We start from the raw sequence: 17,582 nt of genomic DNA, 5'->3' as shown, positions 1-17,582 counted from the left end.
ATTAAATTACACTTGACTCTGAAGTTACTTCATATTTTATACTTTATCACAGTATTCACATGTTAGAAAAGGAGAACTTCCATGAAAAAAACAGCATTACTTATCACAGCACTATTCGGTGCTTCACTCGCTAATGCACATAATGTTTGGTTGGAGCCCGTTAAGGATGTAAAAGGGCAATATGTGGTTAAATTTGGTCATGAGGAAACTGAAACCTATCCTCAAAGCAAATTAAAAGCGGTACGCCTACTTGATGCTAAAGGCCAATTGCAAAATGCCACAGTAAACTTTAAAGAAGGCGAAGCACACTTTGCTGCACCTGATGCGGCCATCGCATTTATTCGCTTTGATAATGGCGTTTGGTCAAAATTGCCAAGCGGTAAATATGTCGAAAAAACCAAACAGCAAGCACCTGAAGCTGTACTCAGTGTTAACCCAGTCAAATTCGGCAAAGCGATTTTACACTGGGATGCTCAAGCAAATAAATCACACAACATGGATTATGAATTAATCCCTCAAAGTGAACCAAAAGCGGGACAACCACTTGATATTCTCGTGTTAGTAAAAGGTAAACCTGTGCAAGGCATCAAAGTAGGTTTAGGCGAAGATCACCCATTCAACTTAACCAATGAAAAAGGTATCGCACAATTCACCCCTAAAGCGGGTTATAACAAAGTTTGGGCTGAATTTGACGAGCCAGTTAAAGACAATCCTGACTATACCAAACGTAGTGTTGAATATATGCTAACTTTTGACGCGAAATAATGAAAAGAGTTGTATTTTTAACCGCACTTTTCACCTGGCTGTGCGCACCATCAGCATTGGCTCATAGTTTGCATGTTTTTGCACAATATGATGGACGCACAGTTTCTGGCAAAGCCTATTATTCCGATATGACCCCAGCGGCAGAAACCTATATGGAGATTTTGCAAGCTGGCCAGGACTCCCCTCTATTGGAAGGTAAAACGGATCGCGATGGGCAATTTGCCTATCCGATCAATACCACTGCCGAAGGTGCCATTAAAGTAGTGATAGAAGGTGAAGAAGGACATCGTGCCTCAATAGTTGCCAACAAAGTATCTGCGCAAACCACTAATAACAGTGACAATGCATTGATATTGGTCCGCGAAGATATTTCTAAATTAAAAGACAAAATTTACCTGCACGATATTATTGGCGGTATCGGCTATATTGTTGGTATTTTTGGCTTATGGGCATTGATTAGAGCCTCAAAGATGACGCGTGCGTCGCAATCTAAGGAAAGATAATATGCATTTATCGGAAGGTGTGTTGCATACACCCGTATTGCTTGGTGGTGCAGCTGTCGCATTAGTCTGCGTAATGATTGGTCTTAAACGACTCAATTCGCAGCAATTGCCGCTAACAGCATTGTTTGCCGCTGCTTTTTTTGTTGCTGGAACCATTCATGTACCGGTAGGCATTGGTAGCGTGCATCTCATCTTAAACGGCATGGCCGGCCTGTTTCTCGGCTGGGCCGTTTTCCCTGCTTTTTTAATCGCATTGGTATTACAAGCTCTGCTCTTTTCCTTTGGGGGATTTGCTGTATTAGGTGTCAATTTATGCGTGATGGCATTACCTGCCCTTCTTGTACATTGGCTATTTGCAAAAAGACTTGAAAATGACAATTCCCGTCGCACTCAAATTGCAGCAGGTATTGGTGCTGGTGTGATCGGAGTTGGCGGTTCAGCCTTGCTCGCTTCTTTAGTCTTGGCTCTGGATGGCGGTAAAGCCTATAGCGATCTGATCATGCTTCTAGTGATATCACATATTCCCGTATTTATTATCGACAGTATCGTCAGTGTCGGTGTGGTCTTATTGTTAAACAAAATGTATCCAACAGCGCTCAGTGTGGTGAAATGAATTTCCTTGCTATTTTTCAACCGCACTTACGATTAATTTATGTGTTTTTGTGTGGACTTATCGTCAGCACAATGACACATATTTCAACGCTTATTATCCTTAATCTGCTCATATTCATCGGATTACTTATTGCGCTAATACGCTATCGAAAATCCCTCACCGGTTATTTCAAATATTGGCTGAAACTGAATTTCTTCACTTTGCTTGTTTGGTTGACCTTAAGTTGGAAAATCACTGAACAAGGCTTAGCATTAAATCCAATGGGTATTCAGCTCGCGCTACTCATCACGCTACGTTTTAATTTAATTTTAAGCTTAACTCGCCTCTTGTTAATTGATATGAACGAGAGCCTTTTATTGCAAGCGCTGTGTCGTTTGCCATTGCCTGAAAAACTACTTCACCTATTTGTTCTGACCGTGCGTTATATTTCTGTACTTGGTGATGTACATAAAAAAATGGATATGGCAATGCGTGCGCGCGGATACCAGCCAAAACTTAACGGTAGAACCTTATTTATCGCCGCGCAACGTGTGGCATTATTATTAATTCACGCTCTCGTTAAAGCAGAAAAAACAGAAATGGCGCTAAAAGCTCGTGGCTTTCATCTGCATAATGTGAAAAAAACACAGGATAAATCTTGATGAACGTCCTCGAAGTCAAACAATTACAGATCATGCGTGACCAGCGCGTGATTATTGATAACCTTTCTTTTGAACTTCCTGAAGGCCATCGCCTTTTTTTACAAGGTGATATTGGTTGTGGGAAATCGACATTACTACATTGCTTATTAGGTTTTATACCTTACCAACAAGGAGAAATTCGCTGGTTCGGTAATCTATGTCGACAAGAAAAAGATTTTGTACCATTGCGTGGAAAAATAGGCATCTGTTTCCAGCATGCGGGCGATCAACTTTTTGGTCCAACCGTACTTGATGATGTGGCCTTTGGTCCACTCAATCAAGGGTTAAACAGAGATGAAGCCTATCAAATTGCATTACAGCAATTGGAACGTCTGAATATTGTTGGATTAAAAGATCGCTCTGTGAATACCTTATCTGGTGGTGAACAGAATTTTACAGCTCTGGCGGGCGTACTGGCGATGCAGCCAAAAGTATTATTACTTGATGAGCCAACGAATGGACTCGATGTAAAAAATATCGCCAAACTGACCGCACTTTTACGCGAATTACAGTTGCCAATGCTTATTGCTTCACATGATTTACACTTTAGTGAAACACTAGCGGATTCCTGTTTATCTTTAGCTACGGATAACGATGGCTAAATGCGTTCATAATTCGTAAGGAAATAATTCAATAAAAAACGGGCGAACCATTTAAGTTCGCCCGTCATTCATTTATGACGCTAATCAAGCCACAAGTGCGGTTTCTTTTAAGCGATTTTTTAATTTCGCATATTCAGTTACCACATAGCGTTCAGCCCAGGCTTGGTCTTCGATTTTCTCGATACGAACCGCGCTGTATTTGTATTCCGGTGTTCTAGAACCCGGGTTCAAATGTTCAGCGGTTAATTCGTTACATTTACCGATCCACCATTGATAGGTCATATAACAAGCACCTTTGTTTGTACGCGTACTCACATCTGCGCGAGAAATTACTTTACCACGCGGAGAAGCAATCCAAACCAAGTCGTTATTTTTAATACCTAATTCTTTGGCATCTTGATCGTTCATTTGTACGAATCCCGGCTCATCCGCAAGTGCAGCTAGAGCGCGGCAGTTACCGGTCATTGAACGGCAAGAATAGTGACCGACTTCACGCACGGTAGAAAGTACCAATGGGAACTCTTCAGAAAGATCTTCCATCGGTGGCTCCCAGTCACAGGCGAAAAACTCAGCTTTGCCGTTCGGACGGTCGAAGATTTGGCCTTTATACAAGTATGTTGTGCCTTGATCTTCAGGGCCTTCATCAGTACATGGCCATTGGATATAACCCAAGCCTTCCATTTTTTCGTAAGTTGCCCCTTTATAAATTGGACAAAGCGAACGAAGTTCATCCCAAATTTCTTTGGTATTGTTATAGTGCATTGGGTAGCCCATTGCTGTAGCAAGTTCGCTAATGATTACCCAGTCATCCTTGACGTTGCCAGTTGGTTCAACGGCTTTATAGAAACGTTGGAAACCACGGTCAGCAGCACTATATACACCTTCATGTTCAGCACAAGAAGTCGCAGGTAATAAAATATCTGCTTCTGCGGCTGTTTGAGTCATGAAGATATCTTGAACGATGAGAAGTTCAACTTTCTCGAAGGCTTTTTTAACCGCATTAATATCAGGCTCAGTTTGTAATGTATCTTCACCCATGATATAGAATGCTTTAATTTTATCTTCCATGATCGCTTCAGGTACTTCACTCAACGGTACACCTGGTTTGCTTGGAATAGACGGTACGCCCCACGCTTTCGCAAATTTCGCATTAATTTCTGGGTCAGCAAAACTTTGATAGCCTGGTAATGTGTTGAATAACGCACCCATATCGCACGCACCCTGTACGTTATTTTGGCCACGCACTGGGTTTACACCAACATTTGGTTTACCTAAGTTACCGGTAAGCATTGCCAAGCTTGCTAATGCACGTACGGTTTCTACACCTTGACGGAATTGGCAAACACCCATACCCCATAAGATAGTAGCAGTTTCCGCTTTTGCATAAGTGCGGGCAATTTCACGCAACATTTCAGGTTCAATACCGGTAATATGTTGTGTGGATTCCGGTGTATAAGCTTTCACGGTTTCATAGAACGCATCGAAGTTTTCGGTGTGTTCATCAATAAATTTTTGATCTTGTAACCCTTCTTCCAAAATCACATTCATCATCGCATTCAAGAATGCGACGTTAGACCCGTTAGCAAGCGGTGCATAAATATCCGCAATACGGGCTGTTTCGATTTTACGAGGGTCACAAACAATGATTTTCGCCCCTTTTGCTTTGGCGTGGTTAATCCGACGCGCCACAATAGGGTGTGAAGTGGAGGCATTATAGCCAAAAATAAATACGCATTTGGTATCTTCAATCTCAACAATTGAGTTGGACATTGCGCCGTTACCGACCGATTTGAGCAGACCTGTTACAGAAGGGCCGTGTCACACGCGCGCACAACAGTCAATGTTGTTATTTCCTAATACCGCACGGGCGAATTTTTGCATCACGAAGTTCACTTCGTTGCCTGGTCCACGGGAAGAGCCCGTCACCATAATCGATTCGTTACCGTACTTTTCTTTGATTTCACTAAGACGTTTTGCTGTGTAAGAAATTGCTTCTTCCCAGCTCACTGGTGTGAATGGTTCGCCACGTTTGTAGCGGATCATCGGTTGAGTCAGGCGAGGAGTCAGGATTTTTGTATCATGCACAAAATCCCAGCCATAATATCCTTTTAGGCATAACTCCCCTTCGTTTGTCTTGCCGTTTGCACCTTCAGCTCCCACAATTTTGTTGTTTTCCACCAAAAGATGGATTTTACAACCTGAGGCACAATACGGACATACGGTAATTACTTTTTTAATAGCCATAGTAACGTCCTTATTTTAGATACAACACGAGGTTAGAGATAGAATTAGAATAATTAATTCTGGGTATATATTACACCCAAAATCAGTTTATAGTCTTACAAAAAACATGGATTTATTGATATAAAACAGGTTTTCGTAATATTTTTAAAATATGTTTAGAAAATCACCCTCACTTTTTTACAAAACAGGAATCTCTTCAAGCGATCTTCCTTCTTTTAAAAAATCATACATAAATTGCACAGACTCTTTTACGCTTTCTGTCATCGGAAAACCAAAGGAAACCAGATCGGGCTGGAGCCCCACAAAAACAATTTGTTTAATATCTTGTTCCAGTTGCTCGATGAGGTAATTGAGCGGCATATTATGCGTACTCATGAAAAACATTTCAGCAATGCTCTCTTTTTCAATGATTCGGATTTTGCCCGGCGCTAATTCCATATCAGCCGCATCGAAAATTAAAAGCAAATCGGGTTTCATGTCTCGCACAATATGTGCAACATTTTCCGGTGCTGAGCCACCGTCAAGTGCGGTCCAATTTGGCAATGGATTTTCATTCAATAGCTGATAGAGATAAGGGCCCGCACCGTCATCCCCCATCATGCTGTTGCCAACGGTTAAGATCACATTATTCGTCACGACGTTTCACCATAATATACATCACAGGTTCACGCTGAATTGATGCTAACGTATTCATCAGAATTTCGACCCACTCTTGATGTTCTGGGGTGAAATTTGCTTTATTTTCATCCATCGCTTTCGCCAATAAATTGACATGGCTAGAATCAATCACTATTTCACCGAATCGCATTAAGCCGGCAAATTTACGTTTAGCATCCCCTTCTGGAAAGCTATCTACAAAACGTTGATAAGCATCGTAGTCACAAACCAGTAATTTTTTAAAACAATCAATTACGCCAACATGGTGACCAATCGCCAAAGAGTAATACATCACCTGTTTTGCTTGCTCTGGCACCTGTTCATCGTTTTCGACGAAACGTTCGTTTAATAAATAGAAAAAGACTTTCGTTGTCATAACATTCCCATTTTTATAGGGGCAATCACTTGCCCCATCATTAATTATCCCGAAAACGGCATACTAATCGCATGCAAACGATTGACGATTTCGCTTAAACGCGGATCGGCTTCGCGTTCTAGGTATTCACCTAAACGTACACCAAATGGCACTTTGTCATTTTCTGTCATCATTGCCATAAATTGGTTAGCGATGTTGCCACCTTGACGATAACCAGCAAGACGACGTGCTTCACGTTCAAGACTAATACGCAAATCCAACGGAATAGTTGGGAAACGTAATTTAGCTTCTGCGTTAGGATCCGCTTTTTCTTGTTTACCTTTGAGCTTTTGATCAAGCAAGCCTAGTGCTACCGCGAATCCATAAATTGTCGCTGCTGGGGTCGGAGGACAGCCAGGGATGTACACATCGATCGGTACGATTTGATCACTACCACCCCAAACACAATAAAGATCATGGAAAATACCGCCACCACAACCACAAGCACCGTAAGAAATACAGATTTTAGGATCGGGAGCAGCTTGGTAAGCACGCATTGCTGGCGTACGCATCGCACGGGTGACCGCACCAGTGAACAATAAAATGTCCGCATGACGAGGTGAAGCTACTACTTTAATACCAAAACGTTCTGCATCGAATGTTGGCGTAATGGTACTGAATATTTCGATTTCACACCCATTACAACCGCCGCAGTCCACACGATAAACGTAAGCTGAACGTTGAATATCTTTCAGCAACGTTTGTTTCATTTTGGCAATATTTTCATCAATACTAAACGGTGTTGATATGCCATTGACCGGCATTGGAATTTGTGTGTTCATCGTCTTTCGCCTCCTGCTAAAACGTTAGGTAAATCAACCGCACTTTGTTCTCGTTGCTCGAGCGCTTTTTTGAAATTCAAACGAACCGGCTCTTTAAAGTCGATTAATTTCATCCGCATATTGGATTCCATATTCGCGGTTTTTTCTAAGCTGTGCTGACGTTTACAAACCGGACAAGTATGCAACTCCGCCAATTTTTGTTTCACTAATTCAGGTTTATCCAAAGTTTGTTTGAATAAATCAATGGTGTAATTCAATTCTTTATAAGAAATAAACGGTTTACCACATTCCTGACAAGTTACTGTTGCAAAGGTTGTTTCTTGGAAAAGATCCTGTTTATTGGTCACTGATAATTCAAAGTCTTGTGTTAATCGAATCGCCTTAGTTGGGCAAACCTCTTCGCAACGGCCACAGAAAATACAACGACCAAGGAATAATGACCAGGTACGTTCGCCTGTCACTGGATCCGTTCTCATGGTCAACGCATTGGCTGGACAGGCAATGGTACAAGCCGCGCAGACTATACATTGATCAGAATTGAGTTCCGGTTTTCCTCTAAAATCATCATCAACTTCATAAGGTTTGAACGGATATTTGGTGGTAACATCACCGGCTTTAAATACCGTTTTTAGTAATTTAAACATTTTCCGCCTCCCCTATTTCAATGGTGAATTTTTACGTTCGATACCGTAGCGTTCAATCTCTTTATAATCCACGGTTTTCGCTTTGCGTTTACGTACATCCACCACGGTGACACGGTCGGTACAAGAATAGCAAGGGTCAAGACTACCAATAATAAGTGGCGCATCAGACACAGTGTTGCCACGCAACATATAGCGCAAGGTTGGCCAGTTAGCATAAGTGGCAGCACGACAACGCCAACGGAAAAGTTTTTGGTTGTCGCCTAGCATTGACCAGTGAATATCCTCACCACGTGGCGCTTCCGTAATCCCTAAAGCAAAACGTCCTGGCGTATAATTGAAACCTTCTTTTAAGATTTCACCACTCGGCAAATTGTCCACCATGTAATCAATGATATTCATAGACTCAAACACTTCATTAATCCGCACTTTCACACGGGATAATACATCACCATTTGCTTCAGTGAAGAGATTGAAAGGGATATCGCCATAACCGGAGAATGGGTGTACTTTACGCACATCACGCGCAAAGCCAGAACCACGAATCATTGGACCAACCGGGCTAAAGTCACGCGCGATATCTTTTGCCAAGACACCGACACCCACCGTACGTTGTTCCATATTCGGTGTATTTAATAAAATATCGGTTAAGGTTTTAAGTTCTTCACGCATTTCGCCGATAAGTTTGATACATTGCTCACGTTGATGTTTCAACATGTCACGACGCACACCGCCGATTAGGTTAATACCATAGGTTTTACGTGCACCGGTTAGCACTTCTGCCAAGGTCATAGATTTCTCACGAACGCGGAAGAATTGCATAAAGCCAGTATCAAAGCCGGTAAAGTGACTAGATAGACCTAAGTTTAATAAGTGACTGTGTAAACGTTCTACTTCTAATAAAATCGCACGAATCCATTCAGCGCGTTTTGGAATTTGAATCCCTAAAGCGCTTTCCACAGAATTGGCGTAGGCCACACTATGTGTGAAACCACAAATTCCGCACACACGGTCAGCAAGGAAGTTAACTTGGTCGTAATCCATACGGGTTTCTGCCAATTTTTCCATACCACGGTGCACATAGAACAAACGATAGTCCGCATCAATGATATCTTCCCCATCCACGAACAAACGGAAGTGTCCAGGTTCATCGGAAGTGATATGTAACGGGCCAAGTGGAACGATACGTGCTTCGCCTTTTTCGTTAATAAATTCGTATGTTTCTGTCGCAGTTGTCGGATCGGGACGTAAACGGTAATCCATTGAGTCTTTACGTAATGGATAAAGATCATCCGGCCAATCATCTGGCAACACTAAGCGGCGTTGGTCTGGTAAACCGACGGCTTTCAAACCATACATATCGAATAATTCACGTTCGCCCCAAACAGCCGCTTTGACTTTTGGTGTCACAGACGGAAATTCTAAGCTCACAGGATCAACTAAGGCTTTAATAGTGATAAAAGTTTTCACTTCCCCTTCCATGGAAAGCACGTAGTACACTGCATAGTTGCCATGAATTGAACGTTCATCATTCCCGAATACCAACGGTAACCAACCTTCATGTTGATAATAAAGGTATTCAACAACATCAGGTAACATATTGGTTTTAATGGTAAGTGTAACCTGATTGGGTGTTGACCACTCCTCATCCAAAATGGTATTTGGAAATTTTGCATTGACTGCTTCAATGTAATTTTTGCCAATCATTTTGGCTGGATCGACTGATGTATTTTTAGTTAATTCCATATATTTATCCCTCCTGTCGATCATTGCGCTAAACTTTGCCAAGGTAAAACTAACATTTCACCAAAAGACACTTGTTCAGATCCGAGTACAATTCCGACCGCACTTTTTAATAACTGCAAAATTGGTTCGGCAATATGAATACCCATAATAAACATGAATAACAGTAAAATTGCCATCGCCACGAGTGAAACTTTGTTCACATCCCCCACTTCAACATTATCCGGTTGTTTGCCTAATACGGTTTTTAATACCATCAAAGACAATCCAGCTAACACGATAGTGAGTAAAATTAAACAGAACACCATTAACCAAGTTTTACCTGCGTAAATACCGGCAACAGCAATACTGAATTCACTGACGAACACGTTAAATGGTGGGATACCACCTAGTGCTAATGCACCACCGGCAAATAACACCGCCGTCATTGGTGCTACACGCCATAAACCACGTACTTGGTTCATATCACGGGTTTTATATTTTAATAATATGTTACCTGAAGCACAGAATAACAAGGTTTTCGCTAAACTATGGTTGATGGTATGTAATAAACCCGCAAATACACCGATTGGGCCACCTAAACCAAAGGCAAAGCTAATTAACCCCATGTTTTCAATACTGGAATATGCCAATAAACGTTTGATGTCGAATTGGACGATAATAAACAACGCCGCCACTAATACAGAGAGTAAACCAAATACCAACAATAAGGTTTGCGGGTATGTAGAACCGACTGCTTTAGAAACTAAGATGTAATAACGCAATACCACCAACATGGCACAATTCAATAATACAGCTGATAGAATCGCACTCACTGGACTTGGTGCCTCACTGTGTGCATCAGACAACCAAGTATGCATTGGGAATAGACCGCATTTAGTACCAAACCCAACCAAAATAAAGGCAAAAGCAAGATACATGAGCATTGGATTCAAACCCGCTGCCTGTTGATTGATTTCTGTCCAGAAAATAGCTTGGCTTGGGTCAGTTAAAAGATTAGTTCCATTAGAGAACGTTAAAATTGTGCCATACAATCCAAACGCCACACCAACTGAACAAATAATGATGTATTTCCATGCTGCCTCAAGAGAGGTTTTTTGTTTGTATGTGCCGACCAAGAATGCAGAACTTAATGTAGTTGCTTCAATGGCTGCCCACATCAAAATCACATTATTGGTGATCACAGAAATAATCATGGTAAAGAAAAACAAATGCAAAAAGCCGTAATAATTGCAATATGTTTTCAAATCAAGATGCCCTTCGCGATATTCCGTACCAATGTAGCCGATAGAATAAATACCGGCTAATGTTCCGACAATAGCGATGAGACCTAAGAAAATAGCAGATAGACTGTCGATGTAAACCCAGTTATTTAATGCACTGATTTCCCCCTGAGTTAGCACGCCATTAATAACTTGTAAGGCAAATGCTAACATCAAAATCAAACCTGTAATATGAAGTGCGGTACAAATTGTCCGTGCTTTTGTCACGCCACAAGCGAAACTGGCAAGTGATATTGCTAAAGGTGCGATTAATAACGCGATTATCCATTGTTCATACATAGCGTTACCCCTTCAAACTCATAAGTTGTTTTGCATCTAATGAATGGAATGTACGGTAAATTTTGTTTACCAACACCACCATTATGATGACGGCAAAAATAGCATCTGTGGCAATTCCGATTTCCACTAACTCAGGTGCTTTATTTGCCAATAAGGCTAATGTGAGATGAGAACCGTTTTCCATCAAACAATAACCGAATACTTGTTTTACGATATTGCGTTGGCTAACAATGCATACTAAACCTAATAAGAAGTGACTTAATGACACTGATAATGCCGGTTTAAGATGTGCAACCAACGGTAAATCGATTGGAACAACAACAAAGTAGCACAATGTAACTATCACTGCTGTGATCGGGATCAACCAAGCGACATTTATTCCAGCTGGAGTTTGACTTTCATCAACTTTTTTCATCGCATAGATCAAAATTGCTGGCACCAAAAGCACTTTGGTAATAAATGCGCTAATTGACCACATATAAAGTTCGTGGGCTTGCATTTCATTAGCAAGATAAACAAACAGTAATACCAATACCAATGATTGCAAACTGTAAAATAACGCAGCTTTTTTGGCGGTTCGAACCATAATTACGCAAAGAGAGGTAATAATGAGTAAACACGCAAGTCCATTTATCATTAACATAGATTCCTCCTTAACCTAACCAGCCAAACCTAACCAATATGCGGCGATAAAACTGGACACCACGGACATCACCATTAATACAACTAATACAAAACGCATAGAGAATGGTATAGGCTGTGCATTGGCAACCGCTTCTGATGGTTTACCGATGACACATTGTCCGAATTTATACAACAACCATACGAATGTTGCGGTAGATTCAACTAAAGCAAGCACCATTAACCAAGTAATCCAGCCATATTCATGACCTAATTCAAATCCGGCCGCAAATAATGGATATTTACTGAAGAATCCGTTAAACGGTGGCACCCCGGCAATCGCTAATGCTGCTACGCCAAATCCAGCCCCTACCACTGGCATTGTACGCATAATGCCTTGTAGTAATGGCATAGAACGAGTTCCTGTCGCATAACTTAATGAACCCGCAACCAAGAAGAATAAGCTTTTCGCGAAAGCATGGTTGAAGATGTAGCTAATCGCTGCAACAAAGGCCAATTTAGAACCTAATGCAGCAAGAGAAATCCCAATGAAAATATAAGACAGTTGGGTAATAGTTGAATACGCCAATAAACGTTTTAAGTCAGTTTGTGGCAAGTACATTAAGAAGCCGTAAATTAAGGTAATCATCGCCATGATGATGCCGACTTCACCCACAATATGTGGAATCTCACCAGCAGACATAACAGAACGAGCGAAGATATAGACCCCAACTTTAACCATTGATGCGGCGTGCAAATACGCACTCACCGGTGTTGGTGCTTCCATCGCATTTGGCAACCAAATTTGCATTGGTAATTGCGCTGATTTACCCCACGCAGCAAACATCACACCGAATAACACGATGGTTTTCGCACTCGGATCTAAATGTTCTAATGCTGTGATAGAGAAAGTACCTGATTGGCTGAACAAATACGCTGCAGCAATATATAACCCGATTGCCCCCACGTGGGTAATAATCAAGGCTTTCATTGCGGCGGCTTGGGCTTTTGGTGTTTGGTAATAACTGATTAATGCCCAAGAACATCCCCCGGTAATTTCGAAGAACAATAATTGTCCAGCTAAAGTTGAGGAATACACCAAGCCCGCCATGGCACCGATAAAGATGAGCAAGAATGCATAAAAACGTGGTAACCCGTTATGTGGGTGTTCACGGTTCTTATCGGTTAAGTAACCACAAGAATATAAGCAGATTAAGAAACCTAAGGCCACAACGGCAAAGGCAATTAATGTACTGACTGCATCAAGAGTGACACCAAAGATCGCGGTTTTATCAAACGCGACGATGTCATAAGTAACGCTTTGATGACCATCGGCAAACCATTGTCCTGCGACTAACAAGGTTCCCAACGTAGCAAGCGCAGCAAATACTGTGGCAATTTGAGCAAAATGTTTTTTGTTCAAACCGACAATAAACGCTCCTACGAAAGGTAAAATGATTGTAATCAGAGCTAAACGTTCCATATTTGTCCTCCTTACAACCCAGTGAAGTAAAATACAAACGCCAACACAGAAATGCCGAAGCCGACCACGGTTAAACGTCCTGTTAACATAAAGCGGGTACGAGAAAGTGTGTTTTCAAAGACACAAGCCAATACGAACACCACTAATAATTTCACGAAGAATAAAATACCACCTAAAATGACCGCACTTAAGCTCATCTCTGTCGGGATACCGAAAGGAAGCAACACGCTCACAAAGATAGATGCCACAACCATAGATTTTAAACTTAAGCCGATTTTTAATAAGGCGAGTGCCGGACCAGAATATTCAGTCAATGGACCTTCTTGTAACTCTTGTTCTGCTTCTGCCAAATCAAATGGAATTTTACCCATTTCAATAAATACGGCGAAGAATGCTGCAGCGATAGCAATCACTGTCGCAATTGGATATTGCCAAGTGTTTTCGGAAAGTGCATTACCGATAACCGCAAAATTGGTTGAACCGGCAATTAACGCAATGACAAGGAATGCCAACATGAGAATTGGCTCTACCAAGACACCTAATGTGACTTCACGACTTGCCCCTAAACTTGAGAATGTGCTGTTTGAATCCAAACCCGCAATTGAAAAGAAGAAACGGAACAAGGCGAATAAGTAAATCACGGTGATTAAATCACTGCCAACGCCAAACGGTGCGACACGGGTAAACAAAGGCAAGCTCATGGCAACTACCATCACGGTGCTGATTAGCACATAAGGCATCACTTTAGAAACCCAACCCGCATTGTCAGGCCAAATGTTTTGACGTTTCATTAATTTCGCAATATCGCGATAATCTTGTAACACGCCCGGACCGCGACGAGATTGAATTCGTGCTCGGATCATACGTGAAATACCGGAAAATAACGGTGCAAGGGCTAGCAAAATCAAGGCTTGCACGATGGCAAAAACAAACATTCCGGCAGATGTTGCAATTTCTGAAGGTAACGTAATCATCTTCAACCTCCTACATCAACGCAATGGAAAGTAGTATTGCCACCAAGGCAATCACGAAGTACACGCAGTACACACGGAAGTCACCTTGTTGCAACCATTGGATTTTTGTTCCTAACCACGGAATAAAACGAGCGATAGGCATCGTCATTTTTTCTTCCCAGAAAGGTTCAGCTTTTGTTGCGCCTTTAATTACCGCTTGGATGCCTTTATCACCTAAAGGTGCTGGATCCAACACTTCACGCAAGGTATAAAGCGATTTGAAAATCGTACGTAACGGACGAGTGAAACTACCTGCAGAGGCAGCCATATCTTGTTCATAAGCATAACCACAAGCCCATGGATTGCCTTTTGCACGATCGGATAAACGTTGATTTTTGGTGAACGCATAGAAACTAAATGGCAAGAAGAAAAATGCCAATAACATAATAGTCACCATTGGTGTTGAAAGTGCAGTATGCGGTTCAGCTTGTGCGACCACTACGCCATTTTGAGCCAACATTAGTGGTTCGCTATGAGCAAGTGCGGTCGAAATTTTCGCAATTATTGGGGTCACTACTGATGCGCCCACACCTAACAACACACAGCATAACGCTAATACTGCCATGGCAATCACCATTGGTTTTGGTACTTCGCGTGCATTAGCTGCTTTTTCACTACGTGGTGCACCACCGAAGCTGATACCGTACACTTTCACGAAACAAAGTGCCGCTAACGCACCAGTCAATGCCAACATAATGATGGCAATCGGACCGGCAAGTTTTAATACGAAATCATCACTTTGGCTTAAGGTGAATAAAGATTGATAAGTAAACCATTCACTGACAAAACCGTTAAACGGTGGCAATGCAGAGATCGCCATGGTACCGATTAAGAAACAGAATGCAGTGTAAGGCATAAGTTTTCCTAAGCCGCCCATTAAGTCCATGTCTTTAGTATGCAAGCGATACATTACTGAACCTGCCCCTAAGAATAACAAGCCTTTGAATACAGCATGGTTAAGTAAGTGGTATAACCCACCAAGTAAGCCCACAGTAGCCAATACGGGATGATGTGTCGCGATACCAATCATACCTACGCCCACACCCATCATAATGATACCGATATTTTCTACCGTGTGATAAGCCAAGAGTTTTTTGATGTCATGTTCTGCCAAGGCATAAAGTACGCCGAGTACGGAGGATACCGCACCAAAACCAAGTACGATAACGCCATACCAAACATTGGTAGAACCGAGAAGATCCACACCGACTTTGATGATCCCAAAGATACCGATTTTCACCATCACACCGGACATCATCGCTGATGCATGAGAAGGTGCAGCCGGGTGAGCTTTCGGTAACCAGCTATGTAATGGAATCATCCCGGCTTTGGCGCCAAAACCTAAAAATGCCAAAATAAAGGCGGTAAAGGCAAGCGGTGCCGGTAAAGTGGTTTGACGGAATGCGCTAAATTCAAAACTACCGGCATAGCAGTAGAAAATGAAGAAGGCGATCATAATTAATACCGAACCGGCATGCGCAATAAAGAAATAAAGCAAGCCTGCATTTACGGCATTGTCATCTTGTTCGGTAAGGACTAAGAAATAAGATGCCAATGACATCATTTCAAAGAATACAAGGAAGTAGAACGCATTATCGCTGGTCACTAACGCCACCATGGAAGCGATAAATAAATTCATGAAGAAACCCATAGAACCTGCGCCTTTACCTTTGTATTCTTTTACATAAGAGAAAGAATAAAGTGCAGTCACAATCACTAATAAAGAAATGACGCACACCATAAACGCCGCCAATCCGTCAATGCGGATGGAGAACGAGGCAAATTCAAATGGGGTTTTGAAAACATCAACGACTGTGTCGCTGCTGATCAGAACGGGGATGCAGGCAACAATACCTAACACTCCAGCAAGTACACCGGTCACGCCGGATATATTGATTGAAAGTTGTTCGTTTCGTCTCACTGCGAGCGAAATAAACGCACCTACGACATAAATCAACAGGGTCGTGATGAGTAAATTGATAGGTAAACTCATAATATCACTCCATTGATTACAAGTTAAAACACACTAATTATCTTGGAATAGCAGGCGAAGAAACCATTGCCATTTCACGTTTTCTTTCGTTAGCCTGTTTGATACTCTCATCACTAATAATAAATAACGTTTTGGTCGGACAGGTTTGTACACAAGCGGGACCATCTTCACGGAAATAGCAAAGATCGCATTTCACCGCAATGGCTTTCACGCCTGGTTGCCATGCCAGCATATTGTGTAAATCCGTATTATCTGGTGCAGTACGAATATCTCGTTTTACCGCATCAGTGAAGGAGAATCCTTCATAATAGGTTGGTGCGTCAATCGGTGCAGAACCATGTTGGGTAATTGCACCGAATGGGCAAGCAATACCACAAAGTTTACAACCGATACAGAGGCTTTCATTAAGTTGGATGGCGTCATCAATATGGGTGATTGCGTGCACCGGACACACGGTAGCACATGGTGAATCATCACAATGACGACAGAGAATTGGCACGGTTACATCATCATTACGCATGACTTGTAAACGTGGAAAAGATTGTAATCCGAAAGCTTTATGCACTTCGCTACAAGCGGCCATACAGGTGTTGCATCCAATGCAATCCTTCGGATCACCGATTACAAAACGATTCATACATTCCCCTCCTTGTATGTAAATAACGTTTCTACAATAACCACTCTAGAAATAAGGATACTCCTGTCGAAAAGTAAAGCTCAAGAAGTAATTCAAAAATTTGTGATTAAGATCAAAAGATTTCCATTGTTTTTCTATTACTGTGATGCCCCTGTTAAATAACAGTGAAACATAATAATTTTATGTTAAAAATGTGAACGGATTTTCAACAATAGACATTGTCCTATTTGAAATATCGCTATACAAATTTAAATGCTTACGTGATAAAATTCCCTTTTTGCAATATGTTTATTGCCTCACAATAAACAATTCATCTCATAAACATTCTAACTAAGGACAGATTATGTGTTTAGGTATTCCGGGACAGATCATTCAAGTAGCTGACAGCGCATTACAGCTTGCTGTAGTCGATGTGTGCGGAGTTAAAAGAGAAGTTAATATTTCATTAATTTGTCAGGATGACCCAAAACCTTTGGTTGGCAAATGGGTTCTCGTACACGTGGGTTTTGCCATGACGATTATTGATGAAGAAGAAGCCAAACAGACGCAAGAAGCCTTAATTGCGATGAGCCAGCTAGAACACGAAGTCGGCGATTTTCTTGGCCTCAATCAAAAATAAACAGGATTG

Annotated in this window: 18 protein-coding genes; 6 read left to right on the top strand and 12 right to left on the bottom strand. The window is 41.7% G+C overall.

Going from position 1 to position 17,582, the window contains the following annotated elements:
- The first annotated feature begins 81 nt into the window (after positions 1 to 81).
- From HMPREF3020_RS01370 to HMPREF3020_RS01350, 5 genes are read left to right on the top strand one after another with little or no spacing between them, the layout of a single operon-like run.
- Complete coding sequence (locus tag HMPREF3020_RS01370) at positions 82 to 765, top strand: DUF4198 domain-containing protein (protein WP_070775315.1); 684 nt, start codon at positions 82 to 84, stop codon at positions 763 to 765.
- On the top strand, positions 765 to 1,268 hold the full coding sequence (locus HMPREF3020_RS01365) for a hypothetical protein (protein ID WP_070775314.1): 504 nt from the start codon (positions 765 to 767) through the stop codon (positions 1,266 to 1,268). The genes HMPREF3020_RS01370 and HMPREF3020_RS01365 overlap by 1 nt, the downstream gene beginning before the upstream one ends.
- 1 nt (position 1,269) lies before the next feature.
- Positions 1,270 to 1,881, top strand: coding sequence for a cobalt transporter CbiM (gene cbiM, locus HMPREF3020_RS01360; protein WP_070775313.1), 612 nt, complete (start codon positions 1,270 to 1,272; stop codon positions 1,879 to 1,881).
- The gene (locus tag HMPREF3020_RS01355) at positions 1,878 to 2,522 is read left to right on the top strand and encodes an energy-coupling factor transporter transmembrane component T family protein (protein WP_070775312.1); all 645 of its coding nucleotides are present in this window, start codon (positions 1,878 to 1,880) and stop codon (positions 2,520 to 2,522) included. The genes cbiM and HMPREF3020_RS01355 overlap by 4 nt, the downstream gene beginning before the upstream one ends.
- A complete protein-coding gene (locus tag HMPREF3020_RS01350; RefSeq protein ID WP_070775311.1) occupies positions 2,522 to 3,163 on the top strand; it encodes an energy-coupling factor ABC transporter ATP-binding protein in 642 nt (213 codons plus the stop codon). The genes HMPREF3020_RS01355 and HMPREF3020_RS01350 overlap by 1 nt, the downstream gene beginning before the upstream one ends.
- Positions 3,164 to 3,247: 84 nt before the next feature.
- Here the strand turns inward: HMPREF3020_RS01350 and fdhF are convergent, their stop codons facing one another.
- The 12 genes from fdhF to HMPREF3020_RS01285 form a co-directional block, all read right to left on the bottom strand.
- Positions 3,248 to 5,401, bottom strand: a complete 2,154-nt coding sequence (gene fdhF, locus HMPREF3020_RS01345) for a formate dehydrogenase subunit alpha (RefSeq protein ID WP_083315415.1) — start codon at positions 5,399 to 5,401, stop codon at positions 3,248 to 3,250.
- 183 nt (positions 5,402 to 5,584) lie between these two features.
- The gene (gene hycI, locus HMPREF3020_RS01335; RefSeq protein WP_005697644.1) at positions 5,585 to 6,043 is read right to left on the bottom strand and encodes a hydrogenase maturation peptidase HycI; all 459 of its coding nucleotides are present in this window, start codon (positions 6,041 to 6,043) and stop codon (positions 5,585 to 5,587) included.
- Positions 6,033 to 6,440 (bottom strand): formate hydrogenlyase maturation HycH family protein, encoded by a 408-nt coding sequence (locus HMPREF3020_RS01330; RefSeq protein WP_049367961.1) that lies wholly within the window; start codon positions 6,438 to 6,440, stop codon positions 6,033 to 6,035. Before HMPREF3020_RS01330 ends, hycI begins: the two co-directional genes overlap by 11 nt.
- A 44-nt stretch (positions 6,441 to 6,484) precedes the next feature.
- Positions 6,485 to 7,261, bottom strand: coding sequence for an NADH-quinone oxidoreductase subunit B family protein (locus HMPREF3020_RS01325; RefSeq protein ID WP_070590791.1), 777 nt, complete (start codon positions 7,259 to 7,261; stop codon positions 6,485 to 6,487).
- On the bottom strand, positions 7,258 to 7,905 hold the full coding sequence (locus tag HMPREF3020_RS01320; RefSeq protein ID WP_070775309.1) for a formate hydrogenlyase complex iron-sulfur subunit: 648 nt from the start codon (positions 7,903 to 7,905) through the stop codon (positions 7,258 to 7,260). Before HMPREF3020_RS01320 ends, HMPREF3020_RS01325 begins: the two co-directional genes overlap by 4 nt.
- A 12-nt stretch (positions 7,906 to 7,917) precedes the next feature.
- The gene (locus tag HMPREF3020_RS01315; RefSeq protein ID WP_049365604.1) at positions 7,918 to 9,648 is read right to left on the bottom strand and encodes a hydrogenase large subunit; all 1,731 of its coding nucleotides are present in this window, start codon (positions 9,646 to 9,648) and stop codon (positions 7,918 to 7,920) included.
- Positions 9,649 to 9,668: 20 nt separating this feature from the next.
- The gene (locus HMPREF3020_RS01310) at positions 9,669 to 11,207 is read right to left on the bottom strand and encodes a hydrogenase 4 subunit F (protein WP_070775308.1); all 1,539 of its coding nucleotides are present in this window, start codon (positions 11,205 to 11,207) and stop codon (positions 9,669 to 9,671) included.
- A 4-nt stretch (positions 11,208 to 11,211) separates the two neighbouring features.
- On the bottom strand, positions 11,212 to 11,850 hold the full coding sequence (gene hyfE / locus HMPREF3020_RS01305; RefSeq protein WP_005696270.1) for a hydrogenase 4 membrane subunit: 639 nt from the start codon (positions 11,848 to 11,850) through the stop codon (positions 11,212 to 11,214).
- Positions 11,851 to 11,865: 15 nt separating this feature from the next.
- The gene (locus HMPREF3020_RS01300; protein ID WP_049365606.1) at positions 11,866 to 13,311 is read right to left on the bottom strand and encodes a hydrogenase 4 subunit D; all 1,446 of its coding nucleotides are present in this window, start codon (positions 13,309 to 13,311) and stop codon (positions 11,866 to 11,868) included.
- Between the two features lie 11 nt (positions 13,312 to 13,322).
- The gene (locus HMPREF3020_RS01295) at positions 13,323 to 14,285 is read right to left on the bottom strand and encodes a respiratory chain complex I subunit 1 family protein (protein WP_049365607.1); all 963 of its coding nucleotides are present in this window, start codon (positions 14,283 to 14,285) and stop codon (positions 13,323 to 13,325) included.
- Between the two features lie 10 nt (positions 14,286 to 14,295).
- Positions 14,296 to 16,317, bottom strand: a complete 2,022-nt coding sequence (hyfB, locus tag HMPREF3020_RS01290; RefSeq protein ID WP_049373257.1) for a hydrogenase 4 subunit B — start codon at positions 16,315 to 16,317, stop codon at positions 14,296 to 14,298.
- A 37-nt stretch (positions 16,318 to 16,354) separates the two neighbouring features.
- On the bottom strand, positions 16,355 to 16,954 hold the full coding sequence (locus HMPREF3020_RS01285) for a 4Fe-4S dicluster domain-containing protein (RefSeq protein WP_070775307.1): 600 nt from the start codon (positions 16,952 to 16,954) through the stop codon (positions 16,355 to 16,357).
- Positions 16,955 to 17,297: 343 nt separating this feature from the next.
- Here HMPREF3020_RS01285 and hybG point away from each other — a divergent pair, with 343 nt between their 5' ends.
- Positions 17,298 to 17,573 carry a hydrogenase maturation factor HybG gene (gene hybG / locus HMPREF3020_RS01280; RefSeq protein ID WP_005696275.1) on the top strand — a complete coding sequence of 92 codons (276 nt, stop codon included), beginning with the start codon at positions 17,298 to 17,300 and terminating at the stop codon, positions 17,571 to 17,573.
- Positions 17,574 to 17,582: the final 9 nt, after the last annotated feature.

The sequence above is a fragment of the Haemophilus sp. HMSC068C11 genome, from assembly GCF_001815355.1.
Lineage (GTDB): Bacteria > Pseudomonadota > Gammaproteobacteria > Enterobacterales > Pasteurellaceae > Haemophilus_D.
Note: the sequence above shows the minus strand (reverse complement) of the source record. Positions and strands in the feature narration are given on the sequence as shown.

What these genes read in the sequence shown, in the direction of transcription:
- HMPREF3020_RS01370 (WP_070775315.1), top strand. Translation starts at nt 82, where the DNA reads ATGAAAAAAACAGCATTACTTATCACAGCACTATTCGGTGCTTCACTC.
- HMPREF3020_RS01365 (WP_070775314.1), top strand. Translation starts at nt 765, where the DNA reads ATGAAAAGAGTTGTATTTTTAACCGCACTTTTCACCTGGCTGTGCGCA.
- cbiM (WP_070775313.1), top strand. Translation starts at nt 1,270, where the DNA reads ATGCATTTATCGGAAGGTGTGTTGCATACACCCGTATTGCTTGGTGGT.
- HMPREF3020_RS01355 (WP_070775312.1), top strand. Translation starts at nt 1,878, where the DNA reads ATGAATTTCCTTGCTATTTTTCAACCGCACTTACGATTAATTTATGTG.
- HMPREF3020_RS01350 (WP_070775311.1), top strand. Translation starts at nt 2,522, where the DNA reads ATGAACGTCCTCGAAGTCAAACAATTACAGATCATGCGTGACCAGCGC.
- HMPREF3020_RS01330 (WP_049367961.1), bottom strand. Translation starts at nt 6,440, where the DNA reads ATGACAACGAAAGTCTTTTTCTATTTATTAAACGAACGTTTCGTCGAA.
- HMPREF3020_RS01325 (WP_070590791.1), bottom strand. Translation starts at nt 7,261, where the DNA reads ATGAACACACAAATTCCAATGCCGGTCAATGGCATATCAACACCGTTT.
- HMPREF3020_RS01320 (WP_070775309.1), bottom strand. Translation starts at nt 7,905, where the DNA reads ATGTTTAAATTACTAAAAACGGTATTTAAAGCCGGTGATGTTACCACC.
- HMPREF3020_RS01315 (WP_049365604.1), bottom strand. Translation starts at nt 9,648, where the DNA reads ATGGAATTAACTAAAAATACATCAGTCGATCCAGCCAAAATGATTGGC.
- HMPREF3020_RS01310 (WP_070775308.1), bottom strand. Translation starts at nt 11,207, where the DNA reads ATGTATGAACAATGGATAATCGCGTTATTAATCGCACCTTTAGCAATA.
- hyfE (WP_005696270.1), bottom strand. Translation starts at nt 11,850, where the DNA reads ATGTTAATGATAAATGGACTTGCGTGTTTACTCATTATTACCTCTCTT.
- HMPREF3020_RS01300 (WP_049365606.1), bottom strand. Translation starts at nt 13,311, where the DNA reads ATGGAACGTTTAGCTCTGATTACAATCATTTTACCTTTCGTAGGAGCG.
- HMPREF3020_RS01295 (WP_049365607.1), bottom strand. Translation starts at nt 14,285, where the DNA reads ATGATTACGTTACCTTCAGAAATTGCAACATCTGCCGGAATGTTTGTT.
- hyfB (WP_049373257.1), bottom strand. Translation starts at nt 16,317, where the DNA reads ATGAGTTTACCTATCAATTTACTCATCACGACCCTGTTGATTTATGTC.
- HMPREF3020_RS01285 (WP_070775307.1), bottom strand. Translation starts at nt 16,954, where the DNA reads ATGAATCGTTTTGTAATCGGTGATCCGAAGGATTGCATTGGATGCAAC.
- hybG (WP_005696275.1), top strand. Translation starts at nt 17,298, where the DNA reads ATGTGTTTAGGTATTCCGGGACAGATCATTCAAGTAGCTGACAGCGCA.